Here is a 17,161-nt window from a genome sequence, read left to right as displayed (position 1 = left end):
TCAATGCTGGATATTATTCTTTGGGTCATCGCCGCTGCCCTCATGGTCATCGGCTTTGCAGGCACTATCGTCCCGATGATTCCGGGGCTCCCGCTCATCTTTGCAGGTGCGTGGCTGGCCGCATTCATCGATCATTACAACGAAATTAGCGTGATGACGCTGGTGATTCTTGCCGTGCTGACCGTTATCGGTCTGATTGTCGACTGGATTGCACAGACGCTCGGCGCGCAGAAAGCCGGGGCAACCAAACTCGGCATTTTAGGATCCTTTATCGGTACCATTATCGGCATCTTCACCGGTTTATGGGGGTTGATTTTTATGCCGCTGCTCGGCGCAGCCATCGGCGAATTTATTGATCATCGAGACCTTCTCAAAAGCGGTAAGGTCGGTTTTGCCACATGGCTCGGAATGATGATCGGGATCGTCATCAAACTCGGACTGGCCTTTACAATGATCGGCATTGTAATTGCGGCTCTCGTAATTTGATTGAGACGGCGAGCATCAAAGAAAGAATAGGTTTTTAAGCCGCTCTCCTCTAAAGAAGAGCCCGAAGGAACACATATGCCATTACCAAAAGCCCCGGTCGCTAAGGGATCTGTCCTCACCGACATTCCGGCCGAACTGCCGACACAGGCGCCGGCACCGACAGCAGCCCGCGCGCCTCGTAAAACCAAGGCGGCAGCTAAACCTGCTGTAGCAGCGAAGACTCTGCGCACGAAAACAACCGTTGAACCGATTTCCGCTAAAGAAGCCAAGCAGGAAGTTAAAGCCGCCGCGCCGGTTGAAACCAAAGAGGTTCTCAAAGAAACGACGCTGGCACACAGAAGAAACAAAAATCTCAAGCACGACGGCAAGAACAAACTTTATGTGCTTGATACCAACGTGCTGCTGCACGATCCGACGAGTATCTTCCGCTTCCAGGAACACGATATCTATCTGCCGATGATGACGCTCGAAGAGCTCGATAACCACAAGAGCGGTATGACCGACGTGGCCCGCAACGCTCGTCAGGTCAGCCGTACGCTTGACGGCATCCTGCAGAATTTGGAAGGCCCGATCGACAAAGGCATTCCGCTTGAAACACTGAACCACGGTGAAGCAACTGGCCGTCTGTTCATTCAGACCAAGCCCTTTGACGTGAAGCTTCCGATGCTGCCGCAGGGCAAAGCCGACAACCAGATTCTTTCCGTGGTGGAAGGCTTGAAGGAAAGCGTCAAAGACCGCGACGTCGTCTTGGTGTCTAAAGACATCAACATGCGTCTGAAGGCTGCCGCCCTCAACCTTGTCGCTGAAGATTATTACAACGACAAGATGATCGAGGACAGCGACATCCTTTACTCAGGAACGCTCAAGTTGCCAGCCAACTTCTGGGACGAACACGGCAGAAACCTCAAGTCTTGGCAGAAAGACGGTCGTACTTGGTATCAGATCGAAGGGTCTCTCGTTCCGAGCTTCCTCGTGAACCAGTTCATTTGGTATGAACAGGAAGGCGCCACACCGTTCTATGCACAGGTCATGTCGGTCGAAGGCAACCGCGCCACCGTGCGTTTGATTGATGACTACCTCAATCCGAAGCACACGGTTTGGGGCATTAACGCCAGAAACAGAGAGCAGGCCTTTGCGCTCAATCTCCTGATGGATCCGAACATCGACTTTGTGACGCTGCTCGGCCAAGCCGGTACCGGTAAGACGCTGCTCACGCTGGCAGCAGGTCTGACCCAGACGATGGAGCAGAGACGCTTCAACGAAATCATCATCACGCGTGCCACCATTTCCGTGGGCGAAGATATCGGATTCCTGCCGGGCACGGAAGAAGAGAAGATGGCTCCGTGGCTCGGTGCCATTGACGATAACCTCGAAGTTCTGAACCGCGGCAGCGGCAACGGATCCGACTGGGGTCGCAGAGCTTCTGAAGATTTGATTCGCTCCAGAATCCGCATTAAGTCTATGAGCTTCATGCGCGGCCGTACCTTCCTGAATAAGTTCGTCATCATTGACGAAGCTCAGAACTTAACGCCGAAACAGATGAAGACGCTGATCACGCGTGCCGGTCCCGGTACCAAGATCGTCTGCTTGGGCAACATCGCTCAGATCGATACACCTTACCTGACGGAAGGGTCCTCCGGTCTGACCTATGTGGTAGACCGCTTCAAAGGCTGGCCGCACTCGGGGCACATCACGATGCAGCGCGGCGAGAGATCCCGCCTGGCGGATTTTGCGAGTGATGCCCTCTAACCCAAAACTTTCCAAGAAAACCTCTGCGAGTCGGAGGTTTTTTTGTGCCTGTTGACAGAACGTCCAGCAAAAACTGTTTGATTCATCTTTAAATCGAAATGTTTCAATTAAACTCAAAAGATTACTGATAACAAACAAGTGAAGGTCCACATGAATAACGATTTTCCCCGCATTAAACGACTCCCGCCTTACGTCTTTAACATTACCAACGAACTGAAGATGGCGGCCCGTCATCGCGGAGAGGACATCATTGATTTGAGCATGGGCAACCCCGACGGCGACACACCGAAGCACATCGTCGACAAGATGGTCGAAGTGGCGCAGCGCCCCGGAACCCACGGCTATTCCGCTTCCCGTGGTATCCCTCGTCTTCGCAAGGCCATCAGCGATTGGTACAAGAGACGCTGGGACGTCGATATTGATCCGGACAAAGAAGCCATCGTTACGATCGGCTCCAAGGAAGGTATCGCTCACCTGATGCTCGCAACCTGCGATCGTGGCGACACGGTCCTCGTTCCGAATCCGAGCTACCCGATTCATATTTACGGTTCCATCATCGCCGGTGCCGATGTCCGCAGCGTCCGCATGGGCCCCGGCATCGATTTCTTCAGCGAATTCGAAAGAGCCGTGACGGAAACGACCCCGAAACCCAAACTCATGATTCTGGGTTTCCCGAGCAACCCGACCGCTCAGTGCGTAGATCTCGACTTTTTTGAAAAACTCGTCGCCCTGGCTAAGAAGCACGGCGTCTACATCGTTCACGACTTGGCCTACGCCGACATCGTCTACGACGGATTCAAGGCGCCTTCCATCATGCAGGTCCCGGGCGCTAAAGACGTGGCCGTCGAGTTCTTCACGATGAGTAAGAGCTACAACATGGCCGGCTGGCGTATCGGCTTCATGGTCGGAAACCGTGAACTTGTCGGCGCACTGACTCGTATCAAGAGCTATCACGACTACGGCACTTTCACACCGATTCAGGTCGGCGCGATCGAAGCCTTGAACGGTCCTCAGGAATGCGTCGAAGAAGTCAGAAAAGAATACGAACACCGTCGCGACGTGATGGTCAAAGGCCTGCATGACTTAGGCTGGATGGTAGAAAAACCCAAGGCCTCCATGTATATCTGGGCTGAGCTCCCCGAGTTCTACAAGTCCATGGGCAGCGTGGAATTCTCCAAACGCCTGCTGGAGAAAGCCAAGGTCGCCGTTTCTCCCGGCATCGGTTTCGGTGAATACGGTGAAGGCTTTGTGCGTATCGCCCTGATCGAAAACGCCGATCGTATTCGTCAGGCCCTGCGCGGTATTCGTCAGATGTTCAAAGAAGACGGTCTGATCCAGCCCAAGACGAAGAAATTCCATCGTCGCTGGAAGGGCGAGCCGGCCCCAGCTGCTCCGGAAAAGAAACCGGCAGCACCCAAATTCGCCAAGGTCAAGAACATTCCTACCAAGGGTTCTAAGAAACCCAAGGCAAAAGCAGCTTCCAAGAAAAAATAGTTAAACGCAAGGAGAGGAAATGGCAACGGAAATCAAAGTCGGTTTGGCCGGTTTCGGTAATGTCGGCAAAGGCACGTACGACATCTTAGAAAGAAACCATTCTTTAATCAGACAAAGAGCGGGTGCGCCGATCTCGGTCAAACGCGTGACCGTCCGCAATGTCGACCGCGTTAAACTTCTGGTCGACGAAGATGTGATCGTCACCAACGATTGGCATGATCTGGTTAATGACCCGGAAGTCAACGTTGTGGTTGAAGCCATGGGCGGCATCGAGCCTGCAAAATCTTTGATTTTGGCCGCTATCGACGCCGGCAAGCATGTCGTGACCGCAAACAAAGCTTTGCTGGCAGAACACGGCAACGAGATTTTCTCTGCCGCTCAGGCCAAAGGCGTCAATGTCGCCTTTGAAGCCGCCGTTGCCGGTTCCATTCCGATTGTTAAGGCGCTGCGCGAAGGCTTAGCCGCCAACCGCGTCTCTTCGATCGCCGGCATCATCAACGGAACCTGCAACTTCATCCTCTCTACCATGCGTGATACCGGACGCAGTTTCGACGATGTGCTCAAAGAAGCTCAGCGCTTGGGTTACGCCGAAGCCGATCCGACCTTCGACATCGAAGGTACGGACTCCGCTCATAAACTGATGCTTCTCTCGGCTATTGCTTTCGGCGTTCCGGTCGATATGTCTAAAGTTCATATCGAAGGCATTACACATCTGGAAGCCAAAGACATTAAGTTTGCCGAAGAACTCGGCTACCGCATCAAGCTGCTTGGCATCACCAAGTACACCGATTACGGCATCGAACTTCGCGTCCATCCGGCGCTTGTTCCCACACGCCGCCTGCTCGCCAATGTAGAAGGCGCGATGAACGCCGTCGTTGTGAAAGGCGACGCCGCCGAAAGTTCTCTTTACTACGGCAAAGGCGCCGGCTCTGAGCCGACCGGTTCTGCCGTGGTTGCAGACTTGATCGATATCGCTCGTACTGCGGAAGTGGCTGTCTCCGAGCGTCCTCGTATGCCGACCACAACGCATAACCCGAAAGCCAAATCTTTTGCTGACTTCGGTGATACGGTCTGCTCTTACTACCTGCGCATTCCCGTTGAAGACAAACCCGGCGTTTTGGCGGAAATCGCCCGTATTCTGGCCGACAACAAGATTTCTATTGAGTCTTTGATCCAGAAAGAAGCACCTTTGGAGGACGCTTCTACCGAAATCATTCTGCTGACGCACAGCACCCGTGAAGCGGATATTCAAAGAGCCATCCGTACGATGCAGCAGCTGGCCAATGTCCGCGGCGCCATCGTGCTTCTGAGAAAGGAAGAATTACAGTAATGCAATACGTGTCTACACGCGGCGGCGTGCCCGCCGCCTCTTACAGCGAAATTGTTCTTCAGGGTTTGGCGCGTGACGGCGGCTTGTTCGTGCCTAAGGTCTACCCGCAGGTTTCGAAAGAAACTCTAAAGAACTGGCGCGGCCTCTCTTACGCTCAGCTCGCGACTGCCGTGACAAGTCTTTTTGCCAAAGATATGCAGCGCTCGGATATCGCCCGTCTGTGCGAAACCACTTACACGCCCGAAGTTTACTGTCACGGCCGCGAAGGCACGGATTTCAAAAAAATCGCGCCCGTCGTTTGGCTGGAAAATGACTTCGGCATTCTCGAGCTTTCCAACGGTCCGACGCTCGCCTTTAAAGACATGGCGATGCAGTACTTGGGTTCGCTCTTTGAGTTTGTGCTCGCCCGCAAAGAAACCCGCCTGAATATTCTCGGCGCCACGAGCGGAGATACCGGCAGCGCAGCCGAATACGCTATGAAAGGCCGTGAAGGCATTCAGGTCTTCATGCTTTCGCCAGCCGGCCGCATGAGCAAATTCCAGAAAGCTCAGATGTATTCCCTGCAGGATAAGAACATTTTCAATATTGCCGTCCAAGGCAGTTTTGATGATGCTCAGGATATCGTCAAAGCCGTATCCGGCGACTTGACCTTTAAGACTGAGCATCACATCGGCGCTGTGAATTCCATTAACTGGGCACGAATTGCCGCTCAGGTCATTTACTACTTCAGCGCTTGGCTCCAAGCGACCGAATCCGAAGATGAAGAAGTCACATTCTCCGTGCCCTCCGGCAACTTCGGTGACGTTTTAGCAGGCTGGATCGCCAAGCAGATGGGGCTCCCTGTGGCTCGTCTGATCGTAGCCACCAATGAAAACGATGTCCTCTATGAATTCTTCCGCAGCGGCCGTTATCGCATTCGCGATTCTGCACATACCTTTGTGACGAGTTCTCCGTCCATGGATATTTCCAAGGCTTCCAACTTCGAACGCTATATCTACGACATCACCGGCAGAAATCCTGAGCGTGTGGTAGAGCTCTGGACCGAGCTGGCTCAGAAGAAGGAATTCCTTCTCAATGCAGAAGAATGGGCAGCTGTGAAGGCAAGCGGCTTTACCGCTTCCAGAAGCACCCACGCCGACCGTTTGGCCTGCATCAAGCGCGTTTGGGATCAGTACGGCTTCCTTGTGGATCCGCACACAGCGGACGGCATCAATGCGGCAGTGAAAGAACGAATCCCGGGTGTAAAAACCATTTGTTTGGAAACCGCATTACCTGCTAAATTTGCAGCTACGATTAAAGAAGCCGTCGGCTTTGAACCTCCGGTTCCGGCCGGCTACGAAGATCTGCTCGAAAAACCGCAGAAAGTGCTGGAAATGCCTGCGGATGCGCAGTTGGTTAAAAATTTCCTCGCCGAGCATGACGTCGGGAAATAAGTTTTAATTTGAAGAGGCTTGCTTAACCGCAGGCCTTTTTGTTTTTATGAAGATTGTTAATTTTGTTGGATACTCCGGCAGCGGCAAAACGACCCTGATCGAAAAAATCATCGCGCTGCTCGCTGAGCGCGGCCTCAAAGTCTCGGCCGTTAAAAATGCCCATCACAATGTCGATATCGATAAGCCCGGGAAGGATTCTTATCGTTTTCGTGAAGCAGGTGCGACGCAGGTTATTGTGCATACCGACGAACGCTGGGCCATGCTCACCGAGACGCCGAAAGACAAGCCCACGCTTTCGGATTTGATTCGTCATTTAGATCCTGCGGACATCGTGATTGTCGAAGGCTTTAAGACCGAAGAGCAGGAAGCGCTTCGTCTGGAGGTTTGGCGCAAGCTCGAACGGCATGAAACACCGATTTGCGCACACGACAAGCGCATCGCTGCGGTCGTGACCGATACGACACACCCGGCATTTGGAAATCTGCCGATTTTTGATATAAATGATGCCGAACCCATTACTCGCTTCATAGTTCGAGAGCTTGGTCTCGAAGACGGAGAAACACGGAAATGCTGACAGTTGAACAAGCAAAAGCAAAGATTTTGGAAGGTGCGGAGGCGGTTGCCGAAGTAGAAGATATGGTGACCCTTTATTCGGCAGGCAAGATCCTCGCCCAAGACATCGTCTCCGAAATTAAAGTCCCTCCTCTGGATAATTCTCAGATGGACGGCTATGCCGTTCGCTGCGCCGATTTTGCAGGCGGTCGCCGCAATTTCCCGGTTTCTCAGCGAATTTTTGCCGGCCACGTCGGTACTGAACTTGAACCCGACACTGTCGCCCGCATCTTCACCGGCGCCCCCATCCCTCCGGGAGCCGATGCGGTTATACCTCAGGAAGAAGCTTCCGAGATGGAAGACGGCAGCGTTGAATTCCATTGTGATCCTAAAGCCGGTGCCTGGATTCGAAGAGCAGGCTGCGATATTGATGTCGGCCAGACTGTATTGAAGAAGGGCGACCGCTTAACGCCTCCGGCGCTCGGCGTTGCCGCGAGCATCGGCGTTTCCACAGTTAAGGTTTATCGTCCGATTCGTGTTTCGCTTTTCTTCACCGGTGATGAACTCGCGATGCCGGGAGAAAAGCTTGTCGAGGGCGGCATCTACAACTCCAACCGCTTTGTCCTGCGCGGACTGCTCCATCAGCTGGGCTGCGATGTGGTGGATTACGGCAATATTCCTGATACGTTTGAAGCAACTCTGGAAGCTTTCCGTAAAGCCTCACGCAAGTCTGATTTCATTCTGACCAGCGGCGGCATGAGCGTAGGCGAAGCCGACTTTATTCGCCGAGCCGTTGAAGAGCTCGGCAAGATGCAGATGTGGCGCATCGCCATGAAGCCGGGCAAACCGGTCGCCAAAGGTGAAGTTCGCGGCGTTCCGTTTATCGGTCTTCCCGGCAATCCCGTCTCCGGCTTTGTGACCTTCCTGCTGTTTGCTCAGCCGCTGATTCTTAAACTTTCCGGTCGCGGCCAGATTGATGTGAAGGGTTATATCCTTCCGCTGGCCTTTGATTACAAGTGCGGATCCCGCCGCGAATTCATCCGTGTCCGCCGCAACGGCGCCGGAGAGCTGGAAAACTACCGAACTCAAAACTCGGCAGTGCTCAGCTCCTGCACCTGGGCAGATGGCTTAGCCGACATTCCGGCTGAAGCTGACTTGAAGAAGGGCGATTTGGTGACCTACATCCCATTCACAGAATTCAACTTATAAGAGGCGTCAATGAAGATTGCAGTTCAAACAGAAGACTTTGATGTTCAGGCTGAAGTAGCGGCACTGCATGCGTCTCCCAAAGTCGGCGCCGTCGTGATGTTTTTAGGCACGGTTCGCGACCTTAACGAAGGTGACGAGGTCGCTTCCATGACGCTGGAGCACTATCCCGGCATGACCGAAAAAGCCCTTACGGCCATTGTGGAAGAGGCAAAGAAGCGCTGGGACATTATGGATGCGACCGTGATTCATCGTGTCGGCGAATTATTCGCCACGGATCAGATCGTTTTTGTCGGCGTTTCCGGCGCCCATCGCGGGGAAGCATTTAAAGCCTGCGAGTTCATTATTGACTACTTAAAGACCGAAGCCCCGTTCTGGAAGAAGGAAAAGGTGGGCGAGGGCACCCGTTGGGTACAGGCCAAAGAGACCGACGAAGCTGCAAAATCCAGGTGGACCAAATAAGCTCAAAATAAGAGAAAAACGCACGTCCGTCTCCGCGGACTCTTCAGAATAGACGCATAGGGGAACAGGAGTTGATTCCGAATGTTTCCTTAACAAAAGGAGATTCAAACTCTTATGCGTCAAGATCAATTTACAACTCGGTTCCAAGAGTTGCTCGGAGAAGCACAATCGATGGCTGTTGAGCGTTCCCAGCAGTACATCGATCCGCTTCACTTGCTGCTTGCGGTATTAAAGGACACCGAGGGCACCGGAAGGACGCTCTTAGAGCGCTCCGGCGTGAGAGTCAGAGAACTCGAACGTAAGGTGAAGGAAGCGATCGGCAAACTGCCGGAAGTTTCCGGAGCTGCCGACAATGTCCAAATCAGCCGTGAGTTGATGGCAATTCTTAATTCGATGGAAAGGGAGGCCGAAAGACTCGGCGATAAATTCATTTCCACCGATCTCTTCCTTTTAGCTTTATGCGACAGCAAGTGTGACGCCGCACACCTTGCGCAAGAGGAAGGCCTCAATAAACCGAGCCTAGAAAATGCAATTTTATCCGTGCGCGGAGGTGAAAAAGTGGACAATCCCGAAGCTGAGAACAATCGTGAAGCCCTAAAGAAATACACGGTTGACCTAACCGAAAAGGCCAAAGAAGGAAAGCTCGACCCTGTGATCGGGCGAGATGACGAGATTCGTCGTGCGATGCAGATTCTGCAGCGCAGAAGTAAGAACAATCCTGTTCTTATCGGCGAACCCGGTGTTGGTAAGACCGCTGTGGTTGAAGGCTTAGCACAGCGTATTGTGAACGGTGAAGTGCCCGACACACTGCGCAACAAACGCGTCTTAAGTCTCGATATGGCAGGACTTGTCGCCGGTGCGAAATACCGCGGCGAATTCGAAGAACGTCTGAAAGCACTGCTGAAAGAAGTGGTTGCCGAAGAAGGCCGTATCATTCTGTTTATCGATGAAATCCATACAGTGGTAGGTGCCGGTAAGACAGAAGGTGCAATGGATGCCGGCAACATGCTCAAACCTGCACTTTCCCGCGGTGAACTGCATGTGATCGGTGCGACAACCTTGGACGAGTACAGAAAGTACATCGAAAAAGATCCCGCTCTGGAACGTCGTTTCCAGAAAGTGATCGTCAACGAACCGAGCGTCGAAGACACGATTGCTATTCTGCGCGGTCTGCAGGAAAAGTACGAAGTTCATCATGGTGTCGAAATTACCGACCCGGCGATTGTGGCTGCTGCTGAACTTTCCGCCCGCTACATTACCGATCGTTTCCTTCCGGACAAGGCTATTGACCTGATTGATGAAGCGGCAGCGCGCATCAAGATGGAAATTGACTCCAAGCCTGAAGAACTCGATAAGCTGGACCGTCGCCTGATTCAATTGAAGATTGAACGTGAAGCCGTTAAGAAAGAAAAAGACGAAGCCAGCAAGAAACGCTTGAGCGGTTTGGAAGAAGAAATCGCTAAGTTAAGCCGCGAGTATTCCGATTTGGAAGAAATCTGGAAGAAAGAAAAGAACGCCGCGTTGGGATCTAAAGAAGTCCGTGACGAAATCGACAAGCTCAAGACCAAGATGGAAGAGCTTCGTCGTTCCGGCAAGTATGAAGAACTCGCTGCGATCCAGTACGGCAAACTTCCCGAACTTGAAAAACAGCTGGTGAAGGAAGAAAAAGAAGAAACCAAGCTCTACGATGAAAAACCGAAGCTCCTGCGTACGCAGGTAGGCGCTGAAGAAATCGCTGAAGTGGTTTCCCGCGCAACCGGTATTCCGGTCTCCAAGATGATGGAAGGCGAACGCCAGAAACTTTTGGATATGGCCAAGTACATCGGCAAGCGCGTTGTCGGACAGAAAGAAGCGGTTGATAAAGTCGTTGACGCCATCCTTCGTTCTCGTGCCGGCCTGTCCGACCCGAACCGTCCTTATGGTTCCTTCCTCTTCCTCGGTCCGACAGGCGTCGGTAAGACGGAGCTCACCAAGGCTTTGGCCGAATTCCTGTTCGACACTGAGGACGCCATGATCCGTATCGATATGAGCGAATTCATGGAGAAACACTCCGTGGCTCGTTTGATCGGAGCGCCTCCGGGATATGTCGGCTATGAAGAAGGCGGCTACTTAACAGAAGCCGTACGCCGTAAACCTTACAGCGTGATTCTTCTCGACGAAGTTGAAAAAGCTCACCCGGATGTCTTCAACATCCTGCTTCAGGCATTGGACGACGGCCGTATGACCGACGGTCAGGGACGCACGGTTGACTTCAAGAACACCGTCATCATTATGACTTCTAACCTCGGTTCTCAGGAAATTATGAACCGTCAGGGTGAAGATCCTGAAGTTGTGAAGGAAGCCGTAATGGACGAAGTCAAGAAGCACTTCAGACCCGAATTCATTAACCGTATTGATGAAATCGTTGTCTTCAATGCCCTTGATCAGAAGGCTATTCGCGAAATCGCCCGTATCCAGATCCGTAAGCTTGCTAAACGTATGGAGCAGCAGAATATTGGTTTGGATGTTACCGAAGCGGCTCTGGACGAAATCGGTAAGGTCGGCTTTGATCCGCTGTTCGGTGCACGTCCGCTGCGCCGTGCTGTCCAAGACTATCTGGAGAACCAGATTGCGGTGGATATCCTTAAGGGTAAATACGCTCCGGGAGACACGGTGTTTGTGGACTATGTTGACGGAAAATTCATTTTTGAAGACCGTAAAGACAATCGATAAGATCGTCTGATCAAATCTGAGTTAAGAGGCTGAGAGACCAACAATCTCTCGGCCCTAACTTATTTTGGAAGACGCGAGGGATAGAATAAGAAAAAACACTCTTAAGCCACGCCATGTACGCACAAGGAACTCGCGGTCACGACATCCTCGCGATTTTTCTCGTTTCGATCGCCCACGCCAGCTCTCATTTCTATCACTTAGTGATTCCGTCGTTGTTCCCTTGGATTCTTCCGCACTTCGGAATGAATTTCCTTCAGGGCGGAACCTTGATGACAACGTTCTTTGTCACGAGCGCAGTCGGCCAGTCGATGAGCGGCTTTCTGGTTGATAAAGTGGGCGGCCGGACCTCAATGTATACAGGCCTGGTTTTGCTGATTGCCAGTGCCGTGGCTTTAGGCATGGCAGAAAATGTGCCGATGCTTTATCTCTCGGCGATGCTGGCCGGCGCCGGCAACTCGGTGTTCCATCCGAGCGATTATTCGCTGATGAACTACAACATTCGTGATCGCTTCTTGGGTCACGCTTTTGCCTGGCATAACATCACCGGCAATATCGGCTGGGCAATTTGTCCTTTCTTCATGGTAACGACAGCGGGCTTGTTCGGCTGGAGAGGTGCGGCGTTTGCAGCTTCTTCGGTAGCGCTGATTGTTCTTGTCATCGAGCTTGTATTTAGAGGCGTTTTCTCTCGAGATTCCGTTCGTGACACTACACCGCCGACTCCGAAAGAGAAAGAAGAGGGGACTTTCGGATTTCTGCGAGTGCCGGATGTATGGTACTGCTTCATGTTTTTCTTCTTTACGTCTGGGGCCTTCGGCGTTCTTCAAAGCTTTTCGCAGACGATCTTCAAGAATGCCTATCACTTGAATCTGACCGGAGCTTCGGCGGCTCTGACAGCTTATCTCTTGGGCGCCGGCGCGGGCGCTTTGATCGGCGGGTTTTTAACGAATCAGCATAAGATCTCGAGCAATCGTGTTGTTGCTCTGTGCCTTACGTTTGCTGCCGTGATGGCAGCTATTTTGGCGTCTCAGATTCTGACCGGGTATTGGGCAGTCGTTCTAATGTGTCTGATGGGTCTGGGAACAGGTGTGGCAGCACCGAGCCGAGACATTATGATTCGCGGAGCGACGGTTGCGAAGTTAGGAAAGAAATCATTTGGCCGCGTTTACGGTTTTACTTATTGCGGAATGGATGTGGGTCAGTCTCTGACACCGATTTTGTTTGGACCGCTTCTTGACGTCGGTATGTTTACAGCCGTTCTTTTCGGTGTTGCGATTCTTCAGACCTTTGCAATTTTTACGGCGCTCCGCGTCTCGACTCAGTCAAGTCCGTCGGCGCCTTAAAGAAGCCTGGGTGTAAGCTCGTCCATATCGCCGAGATTCAACATGTTTTCGGTGTCTTCTTCCAGGCGGTTTCCAATGGCGATTCCGAGGAGGCGAACGGTCTGATGGTTGAAATCGATTTTTTCAAGCAAAGACTCAGCTGTTTTGAGGATTTGGGATTTCTCATTAAAGACTGAGTTAGACGTCTGAGTTCTTGTGATTGTCTTGAAGTTATGGAAACGTACTTTTAACGTCAGCGAGCGACCGAGGAAATCATTTTTACGCAGACGCGTCATCAGATAGTCCGTCAGTTCCGAGAGCGTATCTTCTAACTTATTGAGATTTCCTTCGTCTTTGGAGAGCGTGATCTCAGCGCTGACCTGTTTGCGGATGCGTTCGGTTCTGACAGGACGATCGTCAATACACCGGGCAAAGTTGTAATACGACAGTCCCGAACTGCCGAATTGCTCGACTAAAAATGAAAGATCTTTTTCTCGCAAATCTTTTCCGGTAAAGATGCCGAGGGCCTCCATCTTTTGCGAGGTCACCGGACCGACGCCCCAAATAGCCTTCACAGGAAGACGATCAATGAACTTAAGTGCCGCATTCGGATGGATCACGCATAAGCCGTCGGGCTTGCGCCAGTCGCTTGCGATTTTGGCGAGGAATTTGTTGTAGGAAACGCCGGCAGAAATAATGAGACCGACTTCACGACGAACATCTTCTTTGATGAGCTTTGCGATTTCCATCGCATAACCATAGTCGCGCCAGACGTCTGTGACGTCTAAGAATGCCTCATCGATAGAGACTTGTTCAATGAGATTTGTGTAGCGAGAAAAAATTTCGAAGACTTCGGCTGATGCTTTTTTGTACTCGTCCATTCGTCCGGGAACAAAAATCAAATTTGGACATAGCCTTGCGGCAACTGAGGAGGGCATTGCGGAACGTACTCCGAACTTTCTTGCTTCGTAAGAAGCAGACGCAACGACACCTCGAGCGGAATTTAATCCGACGGCAATTGCCTTCCCTTGAAGCGAAGGATTATCTCGCTGTTCAACGGAAGCGAAAAAAGCGTCGAGGTCGAGGTGAAGTATTCGGCGATAGTTATCGAAATTCATAGGCGAATTTTCGCATTATTCATGGCTTTTATCTTGCTGAAAAAAGTAAGGAATTTTCTGAAAAATAGGATTTCTTAAAAAGAGTAGGAACTCGTTCTATCCCATCACAAAACTGGCAGACTCAAGAACCAGAGGAGACGAGGATGAATAAAACATTAAAAGGCATGGCGATGGCCGGACTAGCGGCTGTTTTTTGGGGATCAATGGGTGTTGCAGGACAGTATTTACTTCAAAATTGTCACTTTACACCGATGGATTTGATCTCTATACGCATGCTCCTTGCAGGCTCGATCTTCGTTGGCATTGAGTTCTTTCTTTTAAAGAAGGGGGCTCTGAAAGTATTTGAAACCAAGCAGAACATTATCGATCTGATAATTTACACGTTAACAATTATCGGAACGCAATTAACGTTCTTTGTTTGTATTCAATACGCAAACGCACCTTTTGCCGCTGTTTTAACTGCAACTGTTCCATTGTGGATCATGATTTTCATGGTGGTATTTCAGCATAAACGGCTCACTGTGAAAGAAGTTTTTTGCGGACTTGTAGCTGTAGCCGGAGTGGTTCTAGTCGTAACCGGCGGATCATTTAAAAACTTCAACGTCTCAGGTATCGGCTTTTGGGCCGGTATCGGATCTGGAATCACAGGTGCTTTTTATGTTCTGTTGCCTCAAAAATTTATTGCGCGTGTCGGTTCCGGGTTAGCAACGAGCTGGGCACTTTTGCTTACCGGCGTTACTGTGACGTTGTTCAGTCACTTTTGGAACGAACCTTTGGACTGGACCGTCTACTCAATTTTGGCTTATGCGTTTATTGTGCTTTTCGGAACGATTGCGGCGTTTTGGCTTTTTCAAGCGGCTGCCGAAATTATCCCGGCAGATATTGCCGGCATGATGGAGACCTTCGACCCAGTAGCTGCAACTCTACTGAGCATGATATTTCTTGGGGTGAGCGTTAATTCTTGGGAGTGTATTGGCGGGGCATTGATTCTTGGCGCTGTTGCTTTTCTTGCCGTTCCCTCGAAGCATCCGTTTCTCATCCACTATTCCAGAAAGGCGAGAGCGAGTTTTTCGCAAACTGACAAAGATTAGGCAACTATCTTTTTGACGAGAGTGGCATTTGTTTACAACGTGGATGATTGTACCGAAGTGGAGTAGGGTGTAAACGAAAGTTTGTCTCGCTCTTGGACGCCGAATATTTGGTCTCAGCGACAGTTAGAAGAATGTGATTCGGAGACTTTTTAGAAAAAGATTCTGGCTACGCCACTAGACAGTTCCAGTAATCCTTGGAAGAATGTAGTATTGAAACCTTAGAGTTCGAGTTCAACGCCGAGGACTGGAGTTTCAATAGTTATTGAAACGTGACAGGCGGATCTTTTAAAAACTTCAATGTATCGTTTCAGTAGTTGTTAGAAGAATGTAGTATTGAAGCAATCTGAGTTTCGTAGTAAAGCGGGATCACATGCTGTTTCAGTAGTTGTTAGAAGAATGTAGTATTGAAGCTTCTTTTAAAGGGAATATGTGCTTTGTCGATTTCGAGTTTCAGTAGTTGTTAGAAGAATGTAGTATTGAAGCTAACTGAGACATTCCCAGCCGGCGCCGGCTTTTTTGTTTCAGTAGTTGTTAGAAGAATGTAGTATTGAAGCAGTCTAAAAATTCGGAATCGGAAAACGAACGGAGAGTTTCAGTAGTTGTTAGAAGAATGTAGTATTGAAGCTCGATTGGGCCCTAGTCCTACTGGTGGTTATGGCGTTTCAGTAGTTGTTAGAAGAATGTAGTATTGAAGCTGGGTTGACCAGCGCTTGTCTCCCGTCATAGTGAAGTTTCAGTAGTTGTTAGAAGAATGTAGTATTGAAGCAGGATGCGGCGAAATGATCGCAATGAATACGCAGTTTCAGTAGTTGTTAGAAGAATGTAGTATTGAAGCAGCTAGACAACTTTTCTTTTATTTGCGGCTCCGTAGTTTCAGTAGTTGTTAGAAGAATGTAGTATTGAAGCTGCAGTTTGATCGCGCGCCTGTCCTTTGCACCCTTGAAAGTTTCAGTAGTTGTTAGAAGAATGTAGTATTGAAGCAATTTCACCAAGACGAAAAATCGCTTGGTGTCACGGTTTCAGTAGTTGTTAGAAGAATGTAGTATTGAAGCCTCGGACTCAATTATTTGAAAACAAAGGATTTTGATAGGTTGATTTCGGAGCTGTTTTTCGAAAATGGTCGACCTGCACGAAAAGTGCCGTTATTTTCGAAAAATTGGGGTGATTGCTTGACTATTTAGAATATTTCTGGCAATATTTAATTACATTCTTTTAACAACGAAGTCGCCTTCGGGCGAGCTGAAATCAATTTGATTAAATATTAGATCCGGCTACTGAGGTCTTTGACCTTATCCGGATTAACGAAGAGCCTCCGAGGAGGCTTTTTGTGTTGCTAGAAGCGGTCCCCGCAAAAATTCAAAAATTCGCATTGCCCGCATTGTGCTGAAGTGGCGGGGGAGTCTGGAAGAAGGCCTGTTTCGAAACTACTAATAATCTTTTGAGCTATTTCTATCACTTTCTTTTTTCTTTCTTCCGTGAATTCAACGCGCAGGCTCTTGCCTTTCTTGCCGTAAAGAATGAACCCTTGCTTTACCTCTCTTTGGAATTTCTCCTCTAGAAGAATGGCATAGCCGGTTAGCTGAAGAATGTGTCCGCGAGAAGCGACAAAATTGTCCTGAGCCTTGAATTCAAGCGGAATAATCTCGCCATCCTCCATGATAAAAATACCGTCGGCGATTCCATGAATCGGATAAACAGAGCTCTTCAAATAAATGTTTGACTTGAACACTCCTTTTCCCGACAAGTTAAATTTTGACAGCTTCCTTCTTTTTTGAAGCATCGCGGCCTTTTCATGAAAGTCCACGCCGTCTTGGACCCACAAAGGTGACGGCGGTTTAATCTCCAAAAATACGGACAGAAAAGGGATTCTCGGACAAAAACAAAATTGTCGTATGTAAGAAACAGGTAGACTTTCGCGGTTAGATGAATCCATAGCTATCGGGCTCGCTGTATTCAAAATCCTCGTAACCAATTGATTTCTTGAACTCTTCAGGTTTCAGGACGCAAGGAATACAAAGACATTTATCCTCTGCTCCAAGGAGCTTTCGAGATGAGAAATCCAAAGCATGCCTTTCTGTGGCGGTAAGTGCCCCATAGAAGACAGATTTCTGTAAGGCGACAAGTCCCAGATCTTTCAGCATTTCAGCAAACTTGGTGCGTTTTGGCGTGTTGGGAATGTCGTAACAAATCAAAAAATGTGTGTACATAA

General features: G+C 50.2%; 14 protein-coding genes and 1 CRISPR repeat array. Of the genes, 11 read left to right on the top strand and 3 right to left on the bottom strand.

The genetic code is table 11. From position 1 onward, the window contains the following. Positions 1-3: 3 nt before the first annotated feature. The 10 genes from ACZND6_RS00140 to ACZND6_RS00095 all read left to right on the top strand — a co-directional run bounded on the left by ACZND6_RS00140 (position 4) and on the right by ACZND6_RS00095 (position 12,764). The gene (locus ACZND6_RS00140; protein WP_008811641.1) at positions 4-486 is read left to right on the top strand and encodes a DUF456 domain-containing protein; all 483 of its coding nucleotides are present in this window, start codon (positions 4-6) and stop codon (positions 484-486) included. A gap of 75 nt (positions 487-561) precedes the next feature. Further along, positions 562-2,235: a PhoH family protein gene (locus ACZND6_RS00135; protein WP_008811642.1), complete on the top strand. Its 1,674-nt coding sequence runs from the start codon at positions 562-564 to the stop codon at positions 2,233-2,235. 150 nt (positions 2,236-2,385) lie between these two features. After that, positions 2,386-3,729, top strand: a complete 1,344-nt coding sequence (gene alaC, locus ACZND6_RS00130; protein WP_008811643.1) for an alanine transaminase — start codon at positions 2,386-2,388, stop codon at positions 3,727-3,729. A gap of 19 nt (positions 3,730-3,748) precedes the next feature. Further along, positions 3,749-5,059, top strand: a complete 1,311-nt coding sequence (locus ACZND6_RS00125) for a homoserine dehydrogenase (protein WP_008811644.1) — start codon at positions 3,749-3,751, stop codon at positions 5,057-5,059. Then, positions 5,059-6,492: a threonine synthase gene (gene thrC / locus ACZND6_RS00120; RefSeq protein ID WP_008864569.1), complete on the top strand. Its 1,434-nt coding sequence runs from the start codon at positions 5,059-5,061 to the stop codon at positions 6,490-6,492. Before ACZND6_RS00125 ends, thrC begins: the two co-directional genes overlap by 1 nt. A 46-nt stretch (positions 6,493-6,538) precedes the next feature. Then, positions 6,539-7,066 (top strand): molybdopterin-guanine dinucleotide biosynthesis protein B, encoded by a 528-nt coding sequence (gene mobB / locus ACZND6_RS00115; RefSeq protein ID WP_008811646.1) that lies wholly within the window; start codon positions 6,539-6,541, stop codon positions 7,064-7,066. After that, positions 7,060-8,253, top strand: coding sequence for a molybdopterin molybdotransferase MoeA (locus ACZND6_RS00110; RefSeq protein ID WP_008811647.1), 1,194 nt, complete (start codon positions 7,060-7,062; stop codon positions 8,251-8,253). The genes mobB and ACZND6_RS00110 overlap by 7 nt, the downstream gene beginning before the upstream one ends. A gap of 9 nt (positions 8,254-8,262) precedes the next feature. Continuing rightward, complete coding sequence (gene moaE, locus ACZND6_RS00105) at positions 8,263-8,712, top strand: molybdopterin synthase catalytic subunit MoaE (protein ID WP_008811648.1); 450 nt, start codon at positions 8,263-8,265, stop codon at positions 8,710-8,712. A 114-nt stretch (positions 8,713-8,826) separates the two neighbouring features. Continuing rightward, positions 8,827-11,424, top strand: coding sequence for an ATP-dependent chaperone ClpB (clpB, locus tag ACZND6_RS00100; protein ID WP_008811649.1), 2,598 nt, complete (start codon positions 8,827-8,829; stop codon positions 11,422-11,424). Between the two features lie 113 nt (positions 11,425-11,537). Further along, positions 11,538-12,764, top strand: a complete 1,227-nt coding sequence (locus tag ACZND6_RS00095; RefSeq protein WP_008811650.1) for an MFS transporter — start codon at positions 11,538-11,540, stop codon at positions 12,762-12,764. Here ACZND6_RS00095 and dinB read toward each other — a convergent pair. After that, complete coding sequence (gene dinB / locus ACZND6_RS00090; RefSeq protein WP_008811651.1) at positions 12,761-13,861, bottom strand: DNA polymerase IV; 1,101 nt, start codon at positions 13,859-13,861, stop codon at positions 12,761-12,763. The two genes, ACZND6_RS00095 and dinB, sit on opposite strands and share 4 nt — an antisense overlap. Positions 13,862-14,004: 143 nt before the next feature. Between dinB and ACZND6_RS00085 the strand changes: the two genes are divergently transcribed. Next, positions 14,005-14,952, top strand: coding sequence for a DMT family transporter (locus ACZND6_RS00085; RefSeq protein WP_155165981.1), 948 nt, complete (start codon positions 14,005-14,007; stop codon positions 14,950-14,952). 181 nt (positions 14,953-15,133) lie between these two features. Continuing rightward, positions 15,134-16,004: a CRISPR direct-repeat array (repeat unit 36 nt; unit sequence GTTTCAGTAGTTGTTAGAAGAATGTAGTATTGAAGC). A 281-nt stretch (positions 16,005-16,285) separates the two neighbouring features. On the opposite strand, the gene cas4 is transcribed toward ACZND6_RS00085, so the two are convergent. Next, on the bottom strand, positions 16,286-16,885 hold the full coding sequence (gene cas4 / locus ACZND6_RS00080; RefSeq protein WP_008811653.1) for a CRISPR-associated protein Cas4: 600 nt from the start codon (positions 16,883-16,885) through the stop codon (positions 16,286-16,288). After that, the gene (gene cas2 / locus ACZND6_RS00075; RefSeq protein ID WP_008811654.1) at positions 16,872-17,159 is read right to left on the bottom strand and encodes a CRISPR-associated endonuclease Cas2; all 288 of its coding nucleotides are present in this window, start codon (positions 17,157-17,159) and stop codon (positions 16,872-16,874) included. Before cas2 ends, cas4 begins: the two co-directional genes overlap by 14 nt. Positions 17,160-17,161 lie beyond the last annotated feature (2 nt).

Source organism: Parasutterella sp. (genome assembly GCF_057870745.1).
This window is presented reverse-complemented; position numbering and strand designations above follow the sequence as displayed.

Coding starts and splice junctions, on each gene's coding strand:
- ACZND6_RS00140 (WP_008811641.1), top strand. CDS start 4: ATGCTGGATATTATTCTTTGGGTCATCGCCGCTGCCCTCATGGTCATC.
- ACZND6_RS00135 (WP_008811642.1), top strand. CDS start 562: ATGCCATTACCAAAAGCCCCGGTCGCTAAGGGATCTGTCCTCACCGAC.
- alaC (WP_008811643.1), top strand. CDS start 2,386: ATGAATAACGATTTTCCCCGCATTAAACGACTCCCGCCTTACGTCTTT.
- ACZND6_RS00125 (WP_008811644.1), top strand. CDS start 3,749: ATGGCAACGGAAATCAAAGTCGGTTTGGCCGGTTTCGGTAATGTCGGC.
- thrC (WP_008864569.1), top strand. CDS start 5,059: ATGCAATACGTGTCTACACGCGGCGGCGTGCCCGCCGCCTCTTACAGC.
- mobB (WP_008811646.1), top strand. CDS start 6,539: ATGAAGATTGTTAATTTTGTTGGATACTCCGGCAGCGGCAAAACGACC.
- ACZND6_RS00110 (WP_008811647.1), top strand. CDS start 7,060: ATGCTGACAGTTGAACAAGCAAAAGCAAAGATTTTGGAAGGTGCGGAG.
- moaE (WP_008811648.1), top strand. CDS start 8,263: ATGAAGATTGCAGTTCAAACAGAAGACTTTGATGTTCAGGCTGAAGTA.
- clpB (WP_008811649.1), top strand. CDS start 8,827: ATGCGTCAAGATCAATTTACAACTCGGTTCCAAGAGTTGCTCGGAGAA.
- ACZND6_RS00095 (WP_008811650.1), top strand. CDS start 11,538: ATGTACGCACAAGGAACTCGCGGTCACGACATCCTCGCGATTTTTCTC.
- dinB (WP_008811651.1), bottom strand. CDS start 13,861: ATGAATTTCGATAACTATCGCCGAATACTTCACCTCGACCTCGACGCT.
- ACZND6_RS00085 (WP_155165981.1), top strand. CDS start 14,005: ATGAATAAAACATTAAAAGGCATGGCGATGGCCGGACTAGCGGCTGTT.
- cas4 (WP_008811653.1), bottom strand. CDS start 16,885: ATGGATTCATCTAACCGCGAAAGTCTACCTGTTTCTTACATACGACAA.
- cas2 (WP_008811654.1), bottom strand. CDS start 17,159: ATGTACACACATTTTTTGATTTGTTACGACATTCCCAACACGCCAAAA.